The sequence below is a fragment of the Streptomyces sp. NPDC002784 genome (assembly GCF_053592135.1).
Genome location: NZ_JBSFVD010000127.1, coordinates 1 through 2,595, shown reverse-complemented (window position 1 = coordinate 2,595; position 2,595 = coordinate 1). Strand labels below are relative to the sequence as shown.

4 protein-coding genes are annotated in these 2,595 nt (G+C 73.4%); all 4 read left to right on the top strand.

What is annotated here, in order from left to right; translation table 11 throughout:
- A partial coding sequence (locus ACWD1Z_RS37095) for an alpha-hydroxy-acid oxidizing protein (protein WP_451125280.1) occupies nucleotides 1-235 on the top strand: 235 nt, incomplete at its 5' end.
- 186 nt (nucleotides 236-421) lie between these two features.
- Nucleotides 422-640 carry an MbtH family protein gene (locus ACWD1Z_RS37090; RefSeq protein WP_171145510.1) on the top strand — a complete coding sequence of 73 codons (219 nt, stop codon included), beginning with the start codon at nucleotides 422-424 and terminating at the stop codon, nucleotides 638-640.
- Between the two features lie 2 nt (nucleotides 641-642).
- Complete coding sequence (locus ACWD1Z_RS37085; RefSeq protein ID WP_451125277.1) at nucleotides 643-1,428, top strand: thioesterase II family protein; 786 nt, start codon at nucleotides 643-645, stop codon at nucleotides 1,426-1,428.
- Nucleotides 1,425-2,435, top strand: coding sequence for a TauD/TfdA family dioxygenase (locus ACWD1Z_RS37080; protein ID WP_451125275.1), 1,011 nt, complete (start codon nucleotides 1,425-1,427; stop codon nucleotides 2,433-2,435). Before ACWD1Z_RS37085 ends, ACWD1Z_RS37080 begins: the two co-directional genes overlap by 4 nt.
- Nucleotides 2,436-2,595: the final 160 nt, after the last annotated feature.

Genomic DNA, 2,595 nt, shown 5'->3' with positions numbered 1-2,595 from the left:
GCTGGCCGCCGGGGCGCGCGCCGTGGGCCTGGGCCGGGCCGCGCTGCTCGCCGTGGACGAGGACCCCGAAGCGGGACTCGACCGCCTGGTGACAGCCCTCGCCCTCGAACTGCGGCTGATCGTCAGCGCGTTGGGCAAGTACCGCCCCCGCGACCTGGACCCCGACGACCTGTGGCACCCGGACACCGCGTACCCGGCACCACAGCCTGTGCCTGCGACGGTCCGCGTACCCTGACCGGCCGCGCGCCTCGGACGCGTCGTCCTGATCAACTCCTCGGCCGGAAGCAAAACTTCCCGCCACCTGCCTGGTCAACTGCCTCTTCGGCGGCCGGGAGGTTCCTACGATCGACGCAGTCCGGGCCATCGGGCCCGGCACACCGCACCGACCAGCCGTCCGACCCACGACAGACGGGACAGCACGATGCCGAACCCCTTCGAGAACGAGAACGGACAGTACCTGGTCCTCGCCAACGACGAGGAGCAGCACTCGCTGTGGCCGGCCCAGATCGCCGTACCGGCCGGCTGGCGCACCGTCCACGGTGTCGACAGCCGCGCCGCGTGCCTGGAGTACATCGAGACCCACTGGACCGACATCCGCCCGGCGAGCCTGCGCCGGGCCATGGACCGGATGGCCGGCTGACGATGACCGGCCACCTGCTCCAGGACACCACGGTGGTCCGGCCCGTACCCCGGCCGGACGCCACCCGCTCCCTCGTCTGCCTCGGCTTCTGCGGCGGCGGCACCGGCTCCTACCGGGCCTGGCTGCCGTCGCTGGGCGAGGCCACCGACCTCGCGCTCGTCTGCTACCCGGGCCGCGAGGGCCGCTTCGCCGAGGAGTTCGCCCCGGACTGGGACACCCTCGCCGAGGACACCGCCGACGCCGTGGCCCGCGCCGCGGCCGCCGCGCCGGACCGCCCCTACCGCCTGTTCGGCCACAGCATGGGCGGCTGGATGGCCTTCGACGTCACCGTACGGCTCGCCGAGCGCGGCGCCCCGCTGCCCGAGCGCCTGATCGTCTCCTCGTGCAACGCGCCCGACCGCGGCGTCACCGAACGCGACCGCTTCCCGCGTCTGGAGGACGCCGAAGGACGCCTCCTGGAGTGGATGCGGACCATCGGGCTGCTGCCCGACTACGCGCTCGACGACCCCGACCTGCGGGAGATGGCGATCGAGCTGATGCGCGCCGACATCACCGTCCGCGACTCCTACCGGCCCCGGCCCGGCGTCACCACGTCCGTGCCCGTGCATGTGCTGTACGGCGAGGACGACGAGGTCATCGAACCGGCCGTCGCCGAGCAGTGGGCACGCTGCGCCATCGGCGGACTCCGCGTGGACGTCCTGCCCGGCGGCCACTTCTACACCCCGCCGGTGTGGGCGGCCCTGCCCGACCACTTCGCCGACGCCGACCTGCAGGAGGGCCTGCGATGACACTCCGCTGGCTGGAGGAACCCGGTGCGCCGGTCACCGCCGTCGTCGACGGCCTGCCGGACGCGGCCGCCGCCGCGGACTGGATCGACACCCAACGGGACGCGCTGCGCAGCGTGCTCACCCGGCACGGCGCGCTGTATCTGCGCGGCCTTCCGGTGCGCACCGCCGCCGACTTCGCGCTCGTGCGGGACGCCCTGTTCGCCGCGCGTGCCAAGTACCAGGAGAAGGCCACCCCGCGCAGCGACTTCGGCGACGACGTGTTCTCCTCCACCGACCTGCCGCCCGCGCAGGCCATCCGGATGCACAACGAGAACAGCTACACGCTGACCTTCCCCGGCCTGCTGCTGTTCGGCTGTCTGACGGCCCCCGCGGAGGGCGGCGCGACACCGGTCGCCGACGTCCGCCGCGTCCTCGACCAGCTGCCCGCCGACCTCGTAGACCGCTTCCGCCGGCACGGCTGGTCGCTGGTGCGCAACTACGCCGAGCACATCTCGCTGGACTGGCGGACCGCCTTCGCCACCGACTCCCGCGCCGACGTGGAGCGTTACTGCGCCGCCAACGCCATCGACGTGACCTGGGGCGACGACGACACCCTGCGCACCCGGCAGGTGCGCTCGGCGACCGTGCGCCACCCGCACACGGGCGAGGAGGTCTGGTTCAACCACGTCGCGTTCTGGAGCGAATGGGCCCTCGATCCCGACATCAGGGACGTGCTGGTCGGCGAGTTCGGCCGCGACGGGCTGCCGTTCAACACGGCGCTCGGCGACGGCACCCCGCTGACCCCCGAGGACGTGGCCGCGCTCGACGCGGCCTACGCACGCGCCACCGTACGGCGCGCCTGGCAGCCCGGCGACCTGCTCCTGGTCGACAACATCCTCACCGCGCACGGCCGTGACCCCTTCCGCGGCGACCGCAAGATCGTCGTCGCGATGGGCGAACCGGTCGCCCTCGCCGACTGCACACCCTCCCTGCCCGTCACCGCACCCGCCCTGGCCGGCCGCGCCTAAAGCGTGTCGCGAAAGCCCCCGAGAGGAGCCCACCCATGTCCGCAACACCGCCCGGCGGGTCGTCACCGGCCCGCGGCACGGCCACGTCGGCCTCACCACGGACGTCGGCGTCCGTCGCCGTCTGCACACTTCCGGTGCACGCGCCCACGCTCGCCTCGCT